Annotated in this window: 13 protein-coding genes and 1 tRNA gene; 9 read left to right on the top strand and 5 right to left on the bottom strand. The window is 62.9% G+C overall.

The features are described 5' to 3' along the window. Positions 1 to 177: 177 nt before the first annotated feature. Positions 178 to 582, top strand: coding sequence for a hypothetical protein (locus AB7290_RS00775; RefSeq protein ID WP_085404991.1), 405 nt, complete (start codon positions 178 to 180; stop codon positions 580 to 582). Positions 583 to 645: 63 nt separating this feature from the next. Here AB7290_RS00775 and infC read toward each other — a convergent pair whose 3' ends face one another. Then, positions 646 to 1,185, bottom strand: a complete 540-nt coding sequence (infC, locus tag AB7290_RS00770) for a translation initiation factor IF-3 (RefSeq protein ID WP_071917037.1) — start codon at positions 1,183 to 1,185, stop codon at positions 646 to 648. A gap of 248 nt (positions 1,186 to 1,433) precedes the next feature. Between infC and AB7290_RS00765 the strand changes: the two genes are divergently transcribed. Together AB7290_RS00765 and AB7290_RS00760 are read left to right on the top strand one after the other, a co-directional pair. Then, positions 1,434 to 2,222, top strand: a complete 789-nt coding sequence (locus AB7290_RS00765; RefSeq protein ID WP_085404992.1) for an alpha/beta hydrolase — start codon at positions 1,434 to 1,436, stop codon at positions 2,220 to 2,222. Between the two features lie 216 nt (positions 2,223 to 2,438). Continuing rightward, positions 2,439 to 2,906 (top strand): nuclear transport factor 2 family protein, encoded by a 468-nt coding sequence (locus AB7290_RS00760; protein WP_085404993.1) that lies wholly within the window; start codon positions 2,439 to 2,441, stop codon positions 2,904 to 2,906. Between the two features lie 66 nt (positions 2,907 to 2,972). Here the strand turns inward: AB7290_RS00760 and AB7290_RS00755 are convergent, their stop codons facing one another. The 3 genes from AB7290_RS00755 to AB7290_RS00745 form a co-directional block, all read right to left on the bottom strand. Beyond that, positions 2,973 to 3,770 carry an acyl-CoA thioesterase domain-containing protein gene (locus AB7290_RS00755; protein ID WP_354115254.1) on the bottom strand — a complete coding sequence of 266 codons (798 nt, stop codon included), beginning with the start codon at positions 3,768 to 3,770 and terminating at the stop codon, positions 2,973 to 2,975. A 141-nt stretch (positions 3,771 to 3,911) separates the two neighbouring features. Further along, entirely contained in the window at positions 3,912 to 5,147 is a 1,236-nt protein-coding gene (gene queG / locus AB7290_RS00750; protein WP_085404994.1) for a tRNA epoxyqueuosine(34) reductase QueG, read from the bottom strand. After that, positions 5,096 to 5,788: a glutathione S-transferase family protein gene (locus AB7290_RS00745; protein WP_014490874.1), complete on the bottom strand. Its 693-nt coding sequence runs from the start codon at positions 5,786 to 5,788 to the stop codon at positions 5,096 to 5,098. Before AB7290_RS00745 ends, queG begins: the two co-directional genes overlap by 52 nt. Positions 5,789 to 5,957: 169 nt before the next feature. Between AB7290_RS00745 and AB7290_RS00740 the strand changes: the two genes are divergently transcribed. The 3 genes from AB7290_RS00740 (at position 5,958) to AB7290_RS00730 (ending at position 8,935) form a co-directional block, all read left to right on the top strand. Next, on the top strand, positions 5,958 to 6,764 hold the full coding sequence (locus tag AB7290_RS00740) for an undecaprenyl-diphosphate phosphatase (protein ID WP_063980219.1): 807 nt from the start codon (positions 5,958 to 5,960) through the stop codon (positions 6,762 to 6,764). Positions 6,765 to 6,865: 101 nt separating this feature from the next. Further along, complete coding sequence (locus AB7290_RS00735) at positions 6,866 to 8,191, top strand: FAD-binding oxidoreductase (RefSeq protein ID WP_085404995.1); 1,326 nt, start codon at positions 6,866 to 6,868, stop codon at positions 8,189 to 8,191. A gap of 3 nt (positions 8,192 to 8,194) precedes the next feature. After that, positions 8,195 to 8,935, top strand: a complete 741-nt coding sequence (locus AB7290_RS00730; protein WP_085404996.1) for an SDR family oxidoreductase — start codon at positions 8,195 to 8,197, stop codon at positions 8,933 to 8,935. A 125-nt stretch (positions 8,936 to 9,060) separates the two neighbouring features. On the opposite strand, the gene AB7290_RS00725 is transcribed toward AB7290_RS00730, so the two are convergent. Further along, complete coding sequence (locus AB7290_RS00725; RefSeq protein ID WP_085405109.1) at positions 9,061 to 10,026, bottom strand: complex I NDUFA9 subunit family protein; 966 nt, start codon at positions 10,024 to 10,026, stop codon at positions 9,061 to 9,063. A 163-nt stretch (positions 10,027 to 10,189) separates the two neighbouring features. Between AB7290_RS00725 and AB7290_RS00720 the strand changes: the two genes are divergently transcribed. The 3 genes from AB7290_RS00720 (at position 10,190) to AB7290_RS00710 (ending at position 15,622) form a co-directional block, all read left to right on the top strand. Continuing rightward, positions 10,190 to 10,276 (top strand) — tRNA-Leu (locus tag AB7290_RS00720). 665 nt (positions 10,277 to 10,941) lie between these two features. Next, positions 10,942 to 11,637, top strand: a complete 696-nt coding sequence (locus tag AB7290_RS00715) for a PIN-like domain-containing protein (protein ID WP_144030859.1) — start codon at positions 10,942 to 10,944, stop codon at positions 11,635 to 11,637. 1,030 nt (positions 11,638 to 12,667) lie between these two features. Next, positions 12,668 to 15,622, top strand: a complete 2,955-nt coding sequence (locus AB7290_RS00710) for a formate dehydrogenase subunit alpha (RefSeq protein WP_354077200.1) — start codon at positions 12,668 to 12,670, stop codon at positions 15,620 to 15,622. Positions 15,623 to 15,627: the final 5 nt, after the last annotated feature.

Below are 15,627 nucleotides of genomic sequence, written 5' to 3'. Positions count from 1 at the left end.
CAAGCGCGAAACCCGCACGGACACCGCCACGGCAGCCCTTAATCAGCCGGGCGATGAAGGCTGGGCTTATGACAGAGGACAAGCCAAATGGCAACGCTGAACCGCCGAAACCTGCCCGGCGACTATTCGGAGTTACCACCCATATGTCCAAGCCATGTCGCCTGGAGCAAGACCAAAATGGCCCATTTTCCCCGATCGCTTTCGTCCTTGACGGACCTCGCCCGCCCGCGCCGCCTGGCGCTGCTTGCCGTGCTGGCCACGGCCATGCTGCCCTCGACCGCCGACGCCCGTATCGGCAGCTATGACGGCATCTGGAATGTCACTTTCGCCACCACGCGGGGCAATTGCAGTTCCGGTTACAGCGTCCCCTTCACCGTCACCGGCGGCCGGGTGTCATCCGCCGGCGGCGGCCGGGTCTCCGGCACGGTCCGTCGCGGCGGCGCCGTCGCGGTCCAGGTCTCGGTCGGCGCGTCCCACGCCAGTGGAGGCGGCCGGCTCGGCGGGGTGGCCGGTGCAGGCTCCTGGAACGGCATCATTTCCGGCGACCGCTGCAGCGGCATCTGGCATGCGACCCGGTCCTGATACACAAACGGCCCGCCGGAAATCCGGACGGGCCGTTGAACTCTCAGTCCTGAAAAACGGACGTCAGCGCGGCGCCAGCACCATGACGACCTGACGGCCCTCGAACCTGGCGTCCTGCTCGACCTTGGCGAGCTCGGCGACGTCGTTCTTGATCTTGTCCAGAAGCTTGGTGCCGATCTCCTGGTGCGCCATTTCGCGGCCGCGATAGCGCAGCGTGATCTTGACCTTGTCGCCCTCTTCGAAGAACCGCTGCATCGCGCGCATCTTCACGTCGTAATCGTGGTCGTCGATCATCGGGCGGAGCTTGATCTCCTTGATCTCGACGATCTTCTGCCGCTTGCGGGCTTCGGCGGCCTTTTTCTGGGCGGAATACTTGTACTTCCCGTAGTCCATGATCTTGCAGACGGGAGGGCTGACATTCGGCGAAATCTCGACCAGATCCATGCCAGCTTCCTGGGCCATACGGATGGCCATGACGGTTTCGACCGTGCCCTTGTTGTCACCGGTCTGATCGATCAGCTGGATTTGCGCATTGCGAATATCATCATTGATGCGCGGCCCGTCTTTGCTGGCAACGGGCGGGGCTTTATTGGGACGGCGAATGGGTGGTTCTCCAAAATTGTGAAAGAGGCGGCTAGTCTGAAGGAAGATGCGTTTGCGGGCAAGCAAGTCGCGTGCGGGAGGCGAAAAAGCCTCAAATGCGAGGCATTTTGGTCACGCCCATGGGCACGCTGCAGGACATAGACACCTTGCTTCTGTTCCGCAAGCGTCCCAAAGGGCAATAGCGATGCTGGGCTGGGCCCCGGAACGCATCCAGACAGTTCAAACCGAACAACCAGAGTAAACGTTCCATGAGCAATGCAATTCCTGAAGCCGTGCTCGGCTTCATCGATGTGGGCGAGGGCCCGTCCGCACGCAGGATCGCGGTGCGCAGCCGCGCGGGTCGAGGACCCGGACTGGTCTGGCTCGGCGGGTTCAAGTCGGACATGCAGGGCAGCAAGGCCGTGGCGCTGGATGCCTGGGCCGCGGACCATGGCCGCGCCGCGGTCCGGTTCGATTATTCCGGCCATGGCGAATCCGGCGGCGAGTTCGCCGATGGAACCATCGGAAGCTGGCTCGAGGACAGCGTGGCGGTGTTCGAGCGGTTCTGCGACGGCCCGCAGGTCCTGATCGGTTCCTCCATGGGCGGCTGGATGGCGCTGCTGCTCGCGCGCGAGATCAGGAAGCGGGCCAGTCAAGCGTCGCTTGCGGGCCTGGTGCTGATCGCGCCGGCGCCCGACTTCACCGAGGAGCTGATGTGGAAGAATTTTTCGGCCGGGGTGAAGAAAGAAATCGAGACCAAGGGCTTCTGGCTGCGGCCGTCGGACTATGGCGATGGCTCGCCCTATCCGATCACGCGGAATCTGATTGAGGAGGGCCGCAATCACCTCGTGCTCGGCAGCGCCATCGATCTCGGCTGTCCCGTCCGCATCCTCCAGGGCGCGCAGGATCCGGATGTGCCCTGGCAGCACGCCTTCGCGCTGACGCATCGCCTGCCGGCCGACGACGTCGTGCTCACCATGATCCAGGACGGCGATCACCGCCTCTCCCGTCCGCAGGACATCGCCCGCATTCTTGCCGCGGTGGCCGAGATCGGGTGAGACTGCCGCGCAACATTCGGTGTCATCGCCCGACTTGCCGCCTTCGCTAAGGCTTCGGCGGCCGAGTGAGTTCTTGGCCCGGCGAAGCCTTGGCGGAGACGGGATCGGGCGATCCAGTATTCCAGAGGCCATCGTGCTTTAGCCGAGAAGCCGCGGCGTACTGGATGCCCCGGTCAAGCCGGGGCATGACGGAGAGCGAGAATGGGAGAAATGCCAATGACCGCCACCACGATGCTGCGCACCTTTTGCGACGCCGTCGAACAGCGTAACGGAAAAGCCTTCGCGGATCTCTTCACCGAGGACGGCGTCTATCACGATGTCTTCTACGGCGCCTTCGAAGGCCGCGAAAAGATCGCAGCGATGGTCGACGACTGGTTCTATCGCACGGCGACCGATTTCCGCTGGGACATGCATGATCCCGTCACCGACGGCACCACGCTCTATGCGCGCTACACTTTCAGCTATCGCTCGACCTTGGCCGAAGCGAACGGCGCGCGGGCGATGTTCGAGGGCGTCGCGATCATGACGCTGCGCGACGGCAGGATCGTGAGCTATCACGAGGTCGCCAACACCGCGCCGGCGTTCGTCGATCTGAAGTTTGCGCCGGAACGGATTGCGAAGATCGTCGGCAAGCAGGGCGCCGAGCTGAAAGCGCGGCCTGAGATGCAGCGGCATCTGGCGTAGCCGCGCGGCCCTCTCCTCTTGTCATTCCGGGCTCGCGCTACGCGCGCCCCGGAATGACAGCAGCGACTACCGCTTCGACGGATTCGCCATCGGCTTGCGCTGTGCCAGTGCTGCGACCGTGGCGGTGCCGATCGGGCCTTGCTCGTCGTAGAGCCAGCATTCGCCGATCGCGACACCATCGGTCGCCTGGTGATTGACCACGTCGAAGCCGATCCAGTTCGTCACCGGCAGCCGGTGCAGATAGATCGTCACGTCGCTGTTGATGTAGCCGAGCCCGTTGTCGCCGGCGTTCGCAAAGGGGCTTGCGAAATCGGCGCCGACAGCGACATGCACGAACGGCGTCATCGGCACGCCGGCCACCAGCTCGCGCACCTCGCTCATCCAGAGCCGGCGCGGACCGAGCGAGCCCATATGGCCGACGATCGGCCGCGTCGTCCATTTGCCGTTCATGCCGAGCCTGGGATCGGTCGGCTTGGGAATGTCATCCGGCTTCGGCACGTCCCAGTTCGGCGGCGACCAGACGTTGCCGTCCGGATTCTGCGTTTTGCGCAGCAGCTGGCACGAGGCACGCGCCACGCTGACGCCGCCGGAGACAAATTCGGCCTCGACCACGCGAATGCGTAGTCCGTCGCGCACCAGCCGCGTCGTCACCTCGATCGGCTTGTCGATGGTCGGCAGCCGAAACATGTCGACCGTGAGCCGCGCCGGGACGAATTCAGGGCCGGAATGGCGCTCCTCGATGGCGAAGCCGAGCAGTCCGACGATGACGCGTCCGTGCAGCGATTTCGGATCCCAGGGACCGTTGGCCACTTCCGTCGGATGGAATGTATCGCCGTCGCGGGTGAAGAAAGGCATGTTTGTCATGACGCGCGACTTTGAGGAAAGCTGCGGGGAAATCAAGGTCCCCCAATCCTCAGTATGAGGAGGCGCGAAGCGCTCTCACCACAACAACGGTGTCATCGCCCGGCTTGACCGGGCGATCCAGTACTCCGAGACGATTGTGGTTCAATCGAGAGGCCGCGGCGTACTGGATGCCCCGCCTTCGCGGGGTATGACAGTGGAGAGTTGGGAAGCGGCTTGCCACTCCTCACGCACGCTTTCGTCACGCTCTATGCTCGCCGCCGCGGACTTCATCGCATCGAACTCTTCCCGCGACACCAGCTGTTCCAGCGCCCACACCGCAGCGCCACGCACCAACGCGCTCTCATCGCCAAGCAATCGCCGGGCCTCCGTCGCCAGCGCCGTATCGCCGGAGTTACCAATCGCGATCAGCACATTCCGCAAAAAGCGGTCGCGGCCGATGCGCTTGACCGGCGACTTCGTGAACAGCGCGCGAAACGATGCATCGTCGAGGCGTGCGAGTTCGGCAAGCGACGGCGCGCGCAATTCGTCGCGCGCGGCGAGCTTTGCCTCGCGTCCTTCCTGCGCGAACTTGTTCCAGGGACAGGCCGCAAGGCAATCGTCGCAGCCATAGATGCGGTTGCCGATGGCTTTGCGAAACTCGCGCGGGATCGGTCCCTTGTTCTCGATGGTGAGATACGAGATGCAACGGCGCGCATCGAGCTTGTAGGGCGCCGGAAACGCCGACGTCGGGCAGATGTCGAGGCACGCCCGGCATGAGCCGCAATGATCGATCTCGGCGTCGTCGCGCGGCAGCTCGAGCGTCGTGTAGATCGCACCGAGGAATAGCCAGGAGCCGAACTCGCGCGAGACGAGATTGGTGTGCTTGCCCTGCCAGCCGAGATGCGCGGCTTGCGCCAACGGCTTCTCCATCACCGCCGCGGTGTCGACGAACACCTTGACGTCCGACGGCGCGGTCGCCACCAGCCAACGCGCCAATGCCTTCAGGCGCTTCTTGATGAGATCGTGGTAGTCGTCGCCCTGCGCATAGACCGAGATCGCGGCGCGCGTGCGCTGCTGCAGGATCGCGAGCGGATCCTGGTCGGGCCCGTAATTGACGCCGAGCATGATGACGCTGCGCACGTCCTGCCATAGGCCGCGCGGATCGACGCGGCGCTCGGGGTGTGCTGCAAGCCAGTCCATGTCGCCATGGCCGCCCGAGGCGATGAATTCGAGAAAATGCTTCCCGGCGTTCTCGATCGTGCCGGAAGCGGTGATGCCGATGCAATCGAAGCCGAGCGCGCGTGCCTCGTTTGCAAGCGCCGCCTTCAGTTCGGTCGGATCGAAGTTCAGAAGTCGAGGTCCACGTAGGTCCGCGATGCCGGCACGCCCGCCAGCCATTCGCTCAGCAGCGGACGGAACGACGGGCGGGATTTCACCCGCGCGTACCACGCCTTTGCTGCGTCGTCCTCGCTCCATGGCACGTCGCCCAGATAGTCGATCGCCGAGAGATGCGCCGCGGCGGCGAGATCCGCGTAGGTGAGCCGGTCGCCGGCGAGGAAGTTCCGCGTCTGCGCCAGCCAGCCGATATAGGCCAGATGATAGCGCACGTTGGCCTTGGCGGCTCGCATCACGTCGGCCGAGGGCGCGCCGCCGCCGTTCTCCTCGCTCATGAAGCGCTTGTAGATGCGCTCGGTGACCAGAGGATGCGAGACCTCCTCGAAGAATTTTTCGTTGAACCAGGCCATCAGCCGGCGCACCTCGATGCGCTCGGCGACCGTTTCCGGCATCAGGCGCTTCGGTCCCATGTCGGCGCCATAGGCCTCGTCGACATATTCAGCGATGATCGCCGCGCCCGGTATGGGCGATTGTTCCTTGTCCACCAGGACGGGCGTGGTGCCGGCCGCATTGAGCAGCAGAAACGCCTCGCGCCGCTCCCAGCTGCGCTCTTCGACCAGCCGCAGTTCGAGCCCGTATTCTCCCGCGATCAGGCGGATGAAACGCGAATGCGGGCAGAACGGATGATGAAACAGCGTAAACATGAAGCCTTTGACTATTTGATGGTGATTAAGAATCCATCAATGTTTGTGCGGCGCCACACTAGTTCTTCAAAACCGCGAAGCAAGGGTGCGATGCCGCATTTTGCGATTGCGGCAAAGAGGCGAATAGGCGAGAAGAGCCCCGCTTTTCCAGCGGAAATGGACCGTAAATATGTCAGACGCAATACGGGCAGTGATCCTCGGCATCATCGAGGGTGTGACCGAGTTCCTTCCCGTGTCCTCGACCGGCCACCTTCTGCTCGCGGAGCGCTTCTTCCATCTCGGCGAAGGCGCCTTCTGGGATTCGTTTACCGTTCTGATCCAGCTCGGCGCGATCCTCGCGATCGTCGTGCTGTACTTCAAGAAATTGTGGGACGTCGCGATCGGTATGTTCACCGGCGACGCCTATGCGCGCCGCTTCGTGATCGGCGTGCTGGTGGCGTTCCTGCCCGCGGTCATCGTCGGCCTCGTTGCCGGCAAATACATCAAGAGCCTGCTGTTCAATCCGTGGGTCGTGTGCTTCTCGCTGATCGTCGGCGGGGCCATCCTGCTGTGGGTCGATCGGCTGGATCTCAAGGCGCGCGAGCATGACGCCACCCGCTTTCCGCTGCTGATGTATCTCTATATCGGCATTGCGCAGTGCATCGCGATGATCCCGGGCGTGTCGCGCTCCGGCGCCAGCATCGTCGCCGCGATGTTTCTGGGCGCCGACAAGCGCGCGGCGGCGGAGTTCTCGTTCTTCCTCGCCATTCCCACCATGATCGGCGCGTTCGCCTACGATTTCTACAAGAACCGCTCCGAGATGACGATGGACCACATGGGCATCGTCGCGATCGGCTTCGTGGTGTCGTTCATCACTGCGATCATCGTGGTGAAGACGTTTTTGAGCTACGTCACCCGCCACGGCTTCGCGGTGTTTGCCTGGTGGCGCGTGATCGTCGGCACGCTCGGCCTGATCGCACTGGCGCTCGGCCGTTAACCTCTCGAAAACTCACTGACGCGCCTCAACGCAATATAAGCTTTTGATCGGTAGGCAGTTTCCAGAGCAGGGCGGCGCGCGCCCGGCACAGGAGCTGAACTATGACCCTCGTCAGCGGCTGGGGGCGTTTCCCGGTCGTCGATAGCGAGCTGCTGCGGCCGCGGTCGTTCGAGGCCGTGGGCGAAGCCGTGGTGACGGGCTCCGTGGCTCGGGGCAATGGCCGCGCCTATGGCGATGCCGCGATCGGCGCCGCAAGGACCATCGCGATGACGGGGTTCGACCGGGTCCGGTCGTTCGATCCCGTGACCGGACGCATCCGGCTCGAAGTCGGCGTGCTGCTGTCAGACCTAATCGACACCTTTGGTCCGCGCGGTTTCCTGCCCTTCGTGGTTCCCGGAACGCGCTTCGTCTCGGTCGGCGGTGCCATTGCCGCCGATGTCCACGGCAAGAACCATCATTGCGAGGGCGGTTTCGGCCGCTATGTCGACAGCATCCTGCTGCGCACCGGGCAGGGCGAGACCATCGAGGCCTCGCGCGAACAGAATTCCGATGCCTTCTTCGCGACCGTCGGCGGCATGGGCCTCACCGGGGTGATCCTCGAGGCGACGATGCGGCTACGACCGGTCGAAACGGGGTGGATCCGCGAGCGGGTGATCTCCGCATCCGATCTCGATGCCGCGATGCGCGCGCTCGATGCGGGCGATTCCGCGACCTATTCGGTGGCCTGGATCGATTGTGCCGCACGCGGCAGCGATCTCGGCCGCTCGCTGATCTATCTCGGCGAGCACGCAAGGACGGGCGAGATTGCCGACGGCGCCGGTGCATTTCCCGCCGGCAAAAATCCCGGCCTCGCGGTGCCCGTCGACCTGCCGTCGATGACGCTGAACCGCTACAGCATCCGCGCCTTCAACGAGCTCTACTACCGCATGGGCGCGCGGCGCGCCGGCGCCAGCCATGTGGTCTCGCTCTATCCGTATTTCTTCCCGCTCGACAGCATCAGTGACTGGAACCGCATCTACGGCCGGCGCGGTTTTCTCCAGCATCAATGCGTGATCCCGGAGCTGGGCGCCCGCGCCGTGCTCGGCGAGATCCTCGATCGCGTCGCCCGGCGCGGCGATGCCTCCTTCCTCGCGGTGCTCAAGAAACTCGGCCAGGGCGACGGCATCCTGTCGTTCCCGCTGCCCGGCTACACGCTGGCGCTGGATTTCCCGGTGAAGGGCGACATCCTGAATTTCCTCGACGAGATCGATCGCCTGGTCGTCGCCGCCGGTGGCCGGCTTTATCTGGCCAAGGATGCCCGCCAGTCGCGCGCCACGTTCGAAGCCGGCTATCCGGCCTTGCGGCGCTTCAACGCGATCCGCAAATTGCTCGATCCCGCCGGGACCATCCGCTCAAAACTTTCACAACGCCTGTTCGATGAGGTTTAAGCCGTGACGTCACGCAAGTCCGCAATTGTGCTCGGTGGCTCCTCCGATATCGGCCGCGCCGCCGCGCGCGCCTTTGCCAAGGCCGGATACGATGTCGCCCTCGCGGGCCGTGACGTCGCCGCACTCGAGCCTGACGCCGCCGATCTGCGCGCGCGCTACAATGTCGAGGTTGGCCTCCACAAATTCGATGTGCTCGATACCGCTTCGTTCGAGGGCTTTGTGAGCGGCCTTGCTGCGTTGCCTGATGTCGTCATCTCGATCGTCGGCCTGCTGGGCGTGCAGCAAAATGCCGAGAGCGATCTCGCGCATGCCACCACGATCATGCGCTCGAACTACGAGGGCCCCTCGCTGATTCTCGGCCTGTTCGCGGAAAAGTTTTTGGCGCGCGGCAATGGCACGATTGTCGGCGTGTCCTCGGTCGCCGGCGATCGCGGCCGTGCCTCCAATTATGTCTACGGATCGGCGAAAGCAGGCTTCTCCGCCTTCCTGTCGGGCCTGCGCGCCCGCGCCAGCCGCGGTGGCGTTCACGTCGTCACGGTGAAGCCCGGCTTCGTCCGCACAAAAATGACGGAGGGCATGAAGCTGATCGGCCCGCTCACCGTCGAGGCGCCGGTCGTCGGCGATGCGATCCTCAACGCCGTCGAGAAGAAGACCGACGTCGTCTATGTCAGCGGCAAATGGCGTCTCGTGATGCTGATCATCAAGACGCTGCCGGAAGCGGTGTTCAAGAAGCTGAAGTTTTGACGCGGTTGCGACCCGCACCACAGTCTCGTCATGCCCGGCCTTGTGCCGGGCATCCACGTTCTTGGTGGCCGCGGTGAGAAGACGTGGATGGCCGGGTCAAGCCCGGCCATGACGCTGCGGAAACCTCAAACGCTCATTCGCTGGAACTGCCCGGCCGCGCGAAAACGCCAGAGATATTGCGGGGCGATGGCCTCCAGCGAATCCCCGGCAATGCCGAGGCCTTCCAGCGTCAGCCCCGCCGCCTTGGCCGCCTCCGACACGACATTGTCGTGCTCGAGCAGCGTGACCTGGTCCGGCGTAAGCTTCAGCGCACCCGGCGCGAATTGCAGGAAGTTGGCCTGGAAGCGAGCAACGCCGAACGACAGCGGGACCAGCGCCCGCTTGCGGTCGGTGATGGCCAAAATGGCCTCGATGATCTCGCGCATGGTCAGCACTTCCGGCCCGCCGAGCTCGTAGGTCGCGCCCGCCTTGGCCTTGCCGTCGACCGCATCCGCGATCGCGGTGGCGACGTCGCCGACATAGACCGGCTGCATCCTGGTCTCGCCGCCGATCAGCGGCAGCACCGGCGACATCCGCGCCAGCGCGGCAAAGCGGTTGGTGAACTGGTCCTCGGGGCCGAACATCACGGAGGGACGGAAGATGGTGGCCGAGGGCACCGCGGCCAGCACCGCCGCTTCGCCGGCCGCCTTGGCCTTGGCATAGCGCGAGGGCGATTCCGCATCGGCGCCGATCGCCGAGACATGCACCAGGCGCGCCCCGGCAGCGGCCGCCGCCTTGGCGACGGTCTCGGCGCCCCTCGCCTGGACGGCGTCAAAGCTCTGCGCGCCGCCCTCGGTGAGGATGCCGACCAGATTGATCACGACATGCGAATCACGCATCGCCGCCTCGACCGAGGCCGGATAGCGCAGATTCGCCTGCACGGTGTGGACCTGCCCGACCTTGCCGGAGGGCTGGAGGTATCCGGCCAGTTCCGGCCGCCGCACCGCGACGCGGACCCGGTAGTCCCGCCGGCACAGCGCGCGGACGACATTCCGGCCCAAAAACCCCGATCCGCCGAAAACCGTGACGAGAGTTTCCAGATTCGATGCCATGGGATCCATTCCTGGGGTCCATTCCTGCGGAAAGAGTGCGTGTTATCAGGCTTGTATCGGGCCGGTTTGCGATGCGCAATCCGCATCCCCGCGCAGGTGCCAAGCAGCATTTGACAACCGCGTCACCGAACCGTAGTAACCGCCTCCGTGCCCCAAACGGCATGCCCAGGTGGTGGAATTGGTAGACGCGCTGGCTTCAGGTGCCAGTGGCTTAACGGCCGTGAAGGTTCGAGTCCTTTCCTGGGCACCATCATCTCCCGATGATGTTGATTTTGTTGAAGTTCCTGTTATTCAAGGGTGATCGACCGTCTCAACTGGTACACAGAGACGGTGCACATTCTCCTGAGAATGCCATCGCCAGTTCGCCCAAAAGGTTCTTCGGTCCATTACCTTCGTGAGCGCGTTCCTACGGAGGTCTTCGACAAGGCCAAGGGCCGGATGCTGCAAGTCCCGGTCGGGGATGAGACTTTCCCGTACGCGTTGGCGACAATGGCATCGTGAAGGTTTCGCTTCGTACGCACGATCCCCGTTGTGCGAAATGACGCCAAGCAAAAGGGTCCTTGCCTACCTCGAAGACGTCTGGCGCGGCCTCCGCGAGTGCCCGATACGGCTCAATCACCGGCAGGTCATACCCTCTCTGGCAAATGGTATCGGGAGATGATTTCGGCCCGGTCGCGCTTGTCCGCACAGGCATACCCATCCATCGGCTACGCGCTCAAGCACGAGAAGCCGATGGAGACGCCCTAATCGCGGTTCGATAATGATGTTCGAGCGCGGAGTAGGAACTGGGCGTTCATACCTAAGGTTGGGAATAGGTCAGATTGCTTATTGCCGATAACCAACTCAAAATTGCAACATTGGACTTCATTACAAGGGGGCAGCCATGAATGCTTCAAAGAACATTTGGAGCGCCTAGTGAAGAATCGTTTTGCCGGCCATTACCGACCAACCGACGAAGAGTTCAAGAAACTCTGGAGCGAATGTCTGTTTCTTCCCGATGCAAACATTCTCCTGCACCTTTTTAGGTACGGGGCGAAAACCCGAGCGCAGGTCTTGGAGACTCTCGAACAGCTAAAGCCGCGTGTTTGGATCCCTTACAGAGTCGGATTTGAGTTTCATCGGCGATGGAGGGACGTTGATCAAAACAATAGAGATGCGTACGAAAAATTGAAGAAAGAGATTGAAAGTTACGGCCGGAAGATGGGCGGCTTGTTTGATGAATACACGCGGCATCAAACCATAGATGCGAAGAGCGAGCAGAAAGCTATCGACGAATTCATAAAGGAATTTCTCCGTCGACTATCAACAAGTCAATCCAAGCATCCGAGTCGCAAAGAAGCAGAGCAAGTGTTTATCCAGGTCTCGGAATTGGTGGGGGATGCCCGAGCCATCCAGCAGGCCCGCCACGGAGGCTCTCGAGCAGCTGTTGGTTTCAACTCTCAGCAAATGGCTGTACTTTGGGGAGACTGCGGTCGTCAGTCTTTTTATCACGGCCGAAGCGCAGAATCGATCGATGTCCACCGGGTGTTAGCTCCTCTTTGGCGAAAGCGACGATGGCGCCTCGATTCGCGAACCAGTTGGCGGCCATCGAGGGCGCCAACGCCGGTCTAGGATAGCGAGGCCCACGAGATGGGGGCTCGAGGGCTGACTGAATTCGGTTTTTGGCGACGGCGATGAGCTCCGAGGCGAGTCGCTCTTGGCATCCGGCATGGCCAGCAATTTAGAGGAAAACTGTATTCGATCAGTCGCTCCTTGTGTGGCGTGACAAAGATGGTGCAACGAAGGGGTGCGACCTTGCCGATGCGCCGGGACGGGTCTTGCGTCGGTCATTCAAGCAGCGCATTCCGGCCGAATTGTCGGCGCCTGGCAACCGACCTGACGCGACTGCGGATAGCTCTTGGCGGGTCGCATCGAGATGCGCCCCGAGGCGGCACGCGCAATCGTACTGGTGTTGTGGTGGCCATCTGGCTTGTACCCTCGGTGCGGATGGTTCCCAATCGCGGCCAGTGACAGGCGGGTCGCTTTGAACTCCCATCGCGAGGGGGAAGCGCCCATTCGCCTGCGACGACGTCTCGCCCCGAATTGACTCTCGACTCGACGCGGATTTCGGTGATCGCTCACGATGCCGACGCGTCATTCGGTTGCATCGCGAGCCCGTCACTCCATGCCGCGTGTGACGTCACCCAAACGGCAATCATCTGCTCGATGTTTCGCCGTTTCCAATTCGCACGACAATCTGCGGAGCCGAACGGCTGATAACAATGATGTTGACGGCGATTGACCGCTTGTTGCGGTAACACAAGCGCAAAGCTGCGTGCATGGCCGCCCCTGCAGATTATGCAACGCAGGTCTGTGATTGATGTCCGGCGCAAAACTCGGATAGCCTTCGGGAAGGCCTGACCCCGACAGGGAGTGTGCTTCGTTGAAGAATGATCAAGCGCCAAAGCTTCTTCGACGTGACTTGCTTCGGCTGACGATTGTCGGTGCCGGTGCGTTGGGTGCCGGCCAATTGTTGCCGGCGGCGGCTTCCGCAAAGCCCGTTGATCTCGATCAGAAGCGGAAGGCTCGCTATCGACCTGACTCCCAGGAAGTCAGGAATTTCTACCGCGTCAACAGCTATCCCGCTCGATAGGAGACTTCCGTGCTGATCAGGAAGTCCGAGCGTCGTCCGGAGCGTGCCAGGCTTTTCGATGCGGCGGCCGACGAAGCATCGGCGAAGCTGGACCGGCGGACGTTCCTGAAGCGCTCTGGAGTCACGGCCGGCGCATTGGCCGCGGTGGGTGAACTCGCGCTGCACAGCGTGCGCAAGGCCGAAGCCGGTCCGCCGCCACCCGTCGGCGCAACGGTCACGACCCGCAAGAACGTCTGCACGCACTGCTCGGTCGGTTGCTCGGTGATCGCCAAGGTCGCCAACGGCGTATGGATCGGGCAGGAGCCCGACTACGACAGTCCGATCAATCGCGGCTCGCATTGCTGCAAGGGCGCGGCAGTTCGCGACGACGTGTTGAACGAACGACGCCTGCGTTACCCCGTCAAGCTCGTCAACGGACAGTGGACGCGCATCTCCTGGGAGACGGCGATCGACGAGATCGGCGACAAGCTGCTGGATATCCGCCAGAAGGCGGGGCCCGACTCGGTCTATTGGCTTGGCTCCGCCAAGTTCACCAACGAGGCCGCTTATCTCAATCGCAAGCTTGCGGCGTTCTGGGGCACCAATAATTCCGATCACCAGGCGCGGATCTGCCACTCCACGACGGTCACCGGTGTAGCCAATACCTGGGGCTACGGCGCGATGACCAACAGCTACAACGATATCCGCAACGCCAAGACCATCCTGTTGATGGGTGGCAATCCCGCCGAGGCCCATCCGGTTTCCCTGCAGCACATTCTTGAAGGCAAGGAGCTCAACCGCGCCAACATGATCGTGGTCGATCCCCGGATGACGCGGACCGCTGCGCACGCGACCGAATATGTCCGGGTTCGCCCCGGCACGCATATCGCCACGATCTACGGCATGCTGTGGCACATTTTCGAGAATGGCTGGGAGGACAAGGAATTCCTCGCTCAGCGCGTCTATGGCCTGGATGAGGTCCGGAAGCAGGTTGCGAAGTGGCCGCCCAAGGAGGTCGAGCGCGTGACCGGCCTGCCGGAGGCGCAGGTCAAGCACGTCGCCGAACTGTTCGCCAAACAGAAGCCGTCCACCCTGATCTGGGCGATGGGGCAGACCCAGTTCACCACCGGCACCGCCAATGTCCGCGCCAGCTGCCTGTTGCTGCTCGCCACCGGCAACATGGGGCTGCCCGGCGCAGGCGCCAACATTTTCCGCGGCCACACCAACGTGCAGGGTGCAACCGATCTCGGTCTCGATGTCACGTCGCTGCCGCTGTACTACGGTCTTGCCGAGGAGGCCTGGCGGCATTGGTGCCGGGTATGGGAGGTCGACTACGACTGGATGAAGTCGCGCTTCCCCGACAAGAAGCTGATGGAAACGCCGGGCATTCCCAGCACGCGCTGGTTCGACGCAACCTTGTTGCCAAAGAATCAGATCAGCCAGCCCAATCCGGTGCAGGCCATGTTCATCATGGGCCATGGCGTCAACACCATCACGCGGATGCCTGAAGCGGTGAAGGGCATCGAGAAGCTGGAGTTGCTGGTGGTCTGCGATCCCTATCCGACCGCCTGGTCGGTGCTGTCGGAGCGCAAGAACGGCACCTACCTCCTGCCGGCCTGCACGAGTTTCGAGATGGAAGGTTCGCGCACCAACTCGAACCGCTCCCTGCAATGGGGCGAAAAGATCGTCGATCCGGTCTTCGAATCGAAGAACGACTACGACACCATGTACCTGTTCGCCCGCAAGTTCGGATTTGCCGACCTGATGTTCAAGAACATCAAGGTCGAGAACGGCGCGGTCTCGGCGGAGGACATCCTGCGCGAGATCAACCGCGGCGGCTGGTCGACGGGCTATTGCGGCCAGTCGCCGGAGCGGCTCAAGGCCCACATGAGAAACCAGCACAAGTTCGACCTGGTGACGCTGCGGGCGCCGAAGGATGATCCGGAGGTTGGTGGAGATTATTACGGCCTGCCATGGCCGTGCTGGGGCACGCCCGAGTACAGGCATCCGGGCACGCCGATCCTCTACAATACCAACCTTCCGGTGAAGGAGGGCGGCGGCACCTTCCGCGCGCGGTTCGGAGTCGAGCGCGTCGTGAAGCGCAAGGTGATGGAGAACGGGCAGGAGGTGGAGCGGGAAGATCACGATAATCTTCTTGCCGAAGGCTCTTACTCCGTCGGTTCGGAGATCAAGGACGGTTATCCCGAGTTCACCCTTGGCGTGCTGAAGAAACTCGGCTGGGACAAGGACCTCACGACGCAAGAACGCGAGGTGATCGAGCGCATCAATCCGGCCGATCCCGACAAGGTGTCATGGTCGACCGATCTGTCCGGCGGCATCCAGCGGGTCGCGATCGAACACGGGTGTTCGCCTTACGGAAACGCCAAGGCCCGCATGATTGCGTGGAATCTTCCCGATCCGGTTCCGGTGCATCGCGAGCCGATCTACACGCCGCGTCCCGACCTCGTCGCCGACTATCCGACCTTGCCGGACGCGAAGCAATTCCGCGTGCCCAATATCGGCTTCTCCGTGCAGAAGGCCGCCGTCGATCGCGCAATCTCGAAGCAGTTCCCGCTGATCCTGAGCTCGGGCCGTCTGGTTGAATACGAAGGCGGTGGCGAGGAAACGCGGTCCAACAGATGGCTCGCCGAACTGAAGCAGCACATGTACGTCGAGATCAACCCGGCGGACGCAGCCGAGCGCGGCATCGTCGATGGCGGCTGGGTTTGGGTGACCGGTGCAGAGAACAGCTCGCGGGCCCGGATGAAGGCGCAGGTGACTGAACGCGTCGGCAAGGGCGTTGCCTGGATGCCGTTCCATTTCGCCGGCTGGTACGAGGGAGCCGACCTTCGGGCGAAATATCCAACGGGGGCCGATCCCATCGTGCTCGGCGAGAGCAACAACACGCTGACGACCTATGGCTATGATCCTGCCACCGGCATGCAGGAGCCGAAAGCCACGCTGTGTCAGATCAGGGCCGCATGAGAGGT

The organism is Bradyrhizobium sp. 613_E4_N2_2, from assembly GCF_052075995.1.
Lineage (GTDB): Bacteria > Pseudomonadota > Alphaproteobacteria > Rhizobiales > Xanthobacteraceae > Bradyrhizobium > Bradyrhizobium barranii.
Note: the sequence above shows the minus strand (reverse complement) of the source record. Positions and strands in the feature narration are given on the sequence as shown.